Genomic DNA, 2,938 nt, shown 5'->3' with positions numbered 1-2,938 from the left:
CCGAAGACGCGGCCGAGGCCGTTGTATCCGAGGACCAGGTTCCAGACGGTGTTGTCCTCGCTGCCGCCGATGAACGGCCGGGACCCGGCGGGAATCCGGTCCACGACGACCATCCACCAGCCGCCGGAGACGATCAGCGCGGCGCCCGCCACGGCCAGGTTGCGCACCCGCCTGCCGAGCGTCGTGCGCGCGGCGAGGAGGTACGCGAGGAAGAGCGCGGGCACCGGGATGAACGCCTGCAGCATCTTGGTGTGGAACGCGAAGCCGAACGCGACCCCCGCCCACACCAGGGGCAGCAGCGTGCCGGTGCGGATCGCCTTCAGCGTTCCGGCCGCGCCGAGCAGCATGAGCAGCACCAGGATCGGGTCGGGGTTGTTGTCCCGGGTGATGGCGACGGTCATCGGGGTGAGCGCCAGCACCAGCGCGGCGACAGCCGCCGCCGCGTGCCCGAAGCAGGAGCGGACCATGCGGTGGAGCAGCGCGACGGACGCGACGCCCGCCGCCGCCATGGGCAGCATCATCTGCCAGGTGCCGAAGCCGAAGACCCGGCAGGACAGGCCCATCACCCACAGCGCGAACGGTGGCTTGTCGACGGTGATGAAGCTGCCCGCGTCCAGCGCGCCGTAGAAGAACGCCTTCCAGCTCTGGGTGCCGCTGTAGACGGCGGCGGAGTAGAAGGAGTTGGCCTGGCCGAGCGCTGAGAGGTTCCACAGGTAGAGGAGCGCGGCCAGGGCGAGGATCGCCCACAGCGCCGGGCGGGCCCGGCGGGGGTCGTTGCGGTGCCCCAGGAAGAGGCGGCCGAGGCGCCCGCCGCGGGCCGCCTCGCGGCCCGCGGGGGCTCGTGGGATGTGCTGCTGTGCGTGTGCCATGCGGCGCAGCCTGCCGGGGCGGCCTGTGGGGACGCTGTGCACCGCCTGTCCCCGGCCTGTCCCCGGGCCCCGAGGGGGGCGGGGGCGCGCCGCGCGGCGGACTCAGCTGTGGCTGACGGAGAAGTCGTCCGTGTGGAAGTCCAGGCCGCCCGGCGAGGACGTGATCTCGTACCCGAACTGGACGTCGCCGATCGTCTCGCTCGGGCTCCACCACCCCTGCTGCGTCACGTAGTTCAGCACCGGCAGGATGTCGACCTCGCCGGACCGCGAGTCGGAGGTCCGCAGGAACGAGAAGACCTCGTTGTGCCCGTTGTTGCCCTTGTAGACGTCCCAGGTGTGGCCGCCGAGCGTCTCCGTGCCGACCTGCTGCCCCAGCGGGCCGACGGGCCCCGTCTGGTTCATCCACAGCATGATCTCGTAGTCGTAGTCGGTGTCCCAGATGTCGTACGAGGTGTTGTACGCGCCGGAGTCCGGCACCGTCACCGCGTACTTGCTGGTCAGCGACTTCAGTTCGGACAGCGGGGTGTTCACGACGCGCTTGGCGTTGGGGTAGGACTTGATGCCGCCGGTGCCGGGGTGGTCCGCGTGGACGCTCCAGTCGCTCGGGGACTCGGCGGAGATGCACTGCGTGCCCGCGCCCTCGCCCCAGATGTTGTTGTACACGATGTAGCCGCCCGTTTCCCAGTTGCCCCACTGCTCGCAGGACTCCCAGGCGGCGGCGCCGTGCGCCGGCGCGGCGACCAGCGCCAGCGCCGTGCCCAGGCCGATGGCGGGCGCGAGCAGCAGCGCGGGCAGCCGCCGTCTGCCGCGCCGGCCCGGCGCTGCGGCTCGTCGGGAGCGGGGTGTGGGGGGATGCGATGCGGTCACGGTCCGTCCTTCCTTCGCCTGGTGTGGCACTTCCACGTCGCCGCCGGAGGCCCCGGAGTTGCCCGGGGCCTCCGGCCGCCGCGCCGCGGAACCGCTCAGTCCAGCGCGGCGAGGAAGTCCGTGAGGCGCCGGTTGACCTCGTCCGGGCGCTCCTGCTGGAGGAAGTGGCCGCCGCCGTCGAGCAGCTGAGAGTCCACCAGGCCCGGCAGGGTGGCGGGGTACGCCGCGATCGCGTCGGACAGCCAGGTGGTGGAGGCGTCCAGGGAGCCGCCGAGGAACAGGGAGGGCTGCCGTACGGGGGCGCCGTCGTACGGGGCGAGGTCCTCCCAGTCCCGGTCCATGCAGCGGTAGCGGTTGAGCGCCCCCGTCATGCCGGTCCGCTCGAACTCCCCGGCGTAGACGTCGAGGTCGGCCTCGCTCAGCCAGCCTGGCAGCCGGCCGGCGGGGAACCGGTCGCGCAGGGTGCCGTCCGGGCTGACGAAGTGCGGGTCCGGCGCGTCGGGCGCGGGCATGGTGTCGGCGGACAGGGCGGCGTAGAAGCCGGCGAGCCAGCCGCGTACGTCGGGCTCGATCTCGGCCTCGGCCCGTCCGGGCCGCTGGAAGTAGGAGACGTAGAACTCCCCTGGGCCCTCCCCGGCGCCGTCCATCCGCGCGAAGACCTCGCTGGGGCGGGGGCCGCCGCGCGGCGTGTACGGCACGCTCAGCAGCGCGACCGCGCGGAAGACGTCGGGGCGGAGCAGCGCGGAGTTCGCGGCGATCGGCGAACCCCAGTCGTGGCCGACGAGCACCGCCGCGTCCTCGCCCAGGGCGCGCACCACCGCCACGTTGTCCTCGACCAGTTCCCGCATCCGGTACGCGGCCGGGTCGCCGGGCCGGGAGGAGCGCCCGTAGCCGCGGACGTCGAGGGCGACAGCGCGGTATCCGGCCGCCGCCAGCGCGGGCAGTTGGTGCCGCCAGGAGTACCAGGACTCCGGGAACCCGTGCACCAGCAGGACGAGGGGCCCGCTGCCCTGCTCCACCAGGTGGATCCGCCCCGCGGGCGAGGGGACCAGCCGGTGTGTGACGTCGTTCATGGGGACCTCCGGGAGGCTCGCGTGCCTGGTACCCGGGCATCGTGCAGCGGCGCGCGCCGCCGGCGCGAGCGCGCTTGCCGGTTCGGCAAAACGCCCGCGCCGAAAAGTTTCGGGTGGTGGGGGCGGGGG

At 73.3% G+C, this 2,938-nt stretch carries 3 protein-coding genes; all 3 read right to left on the bottom strand.

Annotation, left to right across the window (positions count from 1 at the left end):
- Nucleotides 1–869, bottom strand: an 869-nt coding sequence (locus G5C65_RS34745; protein WP_165303047.1) for a glycosyltransferase family 39 protein, incomplete at its 3' end; no start/stop codon positions are given.
- Between the two features lie 102 nt (nt 870–971).
- A complete protein-coding gene (locus tag G5C65_RS34740; RefSeq protein ID WP_165303048.1) occupies nt 972–1,664 on the bottom strand; it encodes a GH12 family glycosyl hydrolase domain-containing protein in 693 nt (230 codons plus the stop codon).
- Nucleotides 1,665–1,831: 167 nt separating this feature from the next.
- Nucleotides 1,832–2,809 carry an alpha/beta fold hydrolase gene (locus tag G5C65_RS34735; RefSeq protein ID WP_165303046.1) on the bottom strand — a complete coding sequence of 326 codons (978 nt, stop codon included), beginning with the start codon at nt 2,807–2,809 and terminating at the stop codon, nt 1,832–1,834.
- Nucleotides 2,810–2,938 lie beyond the last annotated feature (129 nt).

It is taken from the genome of Streptomyces boncukensis (assembly GCF_011045075.1).
In the GTDB taxonomy this organism is placed as follows: Bacteria; Actinomycetota; Actinomycetes; order Streptomycetales; family Streptomycetaceae; genus Streptomyces; species Streptomyces boncukensis.
This window is presented reverse-complemented; position numbering and strand designations above follow the sequence as displayed.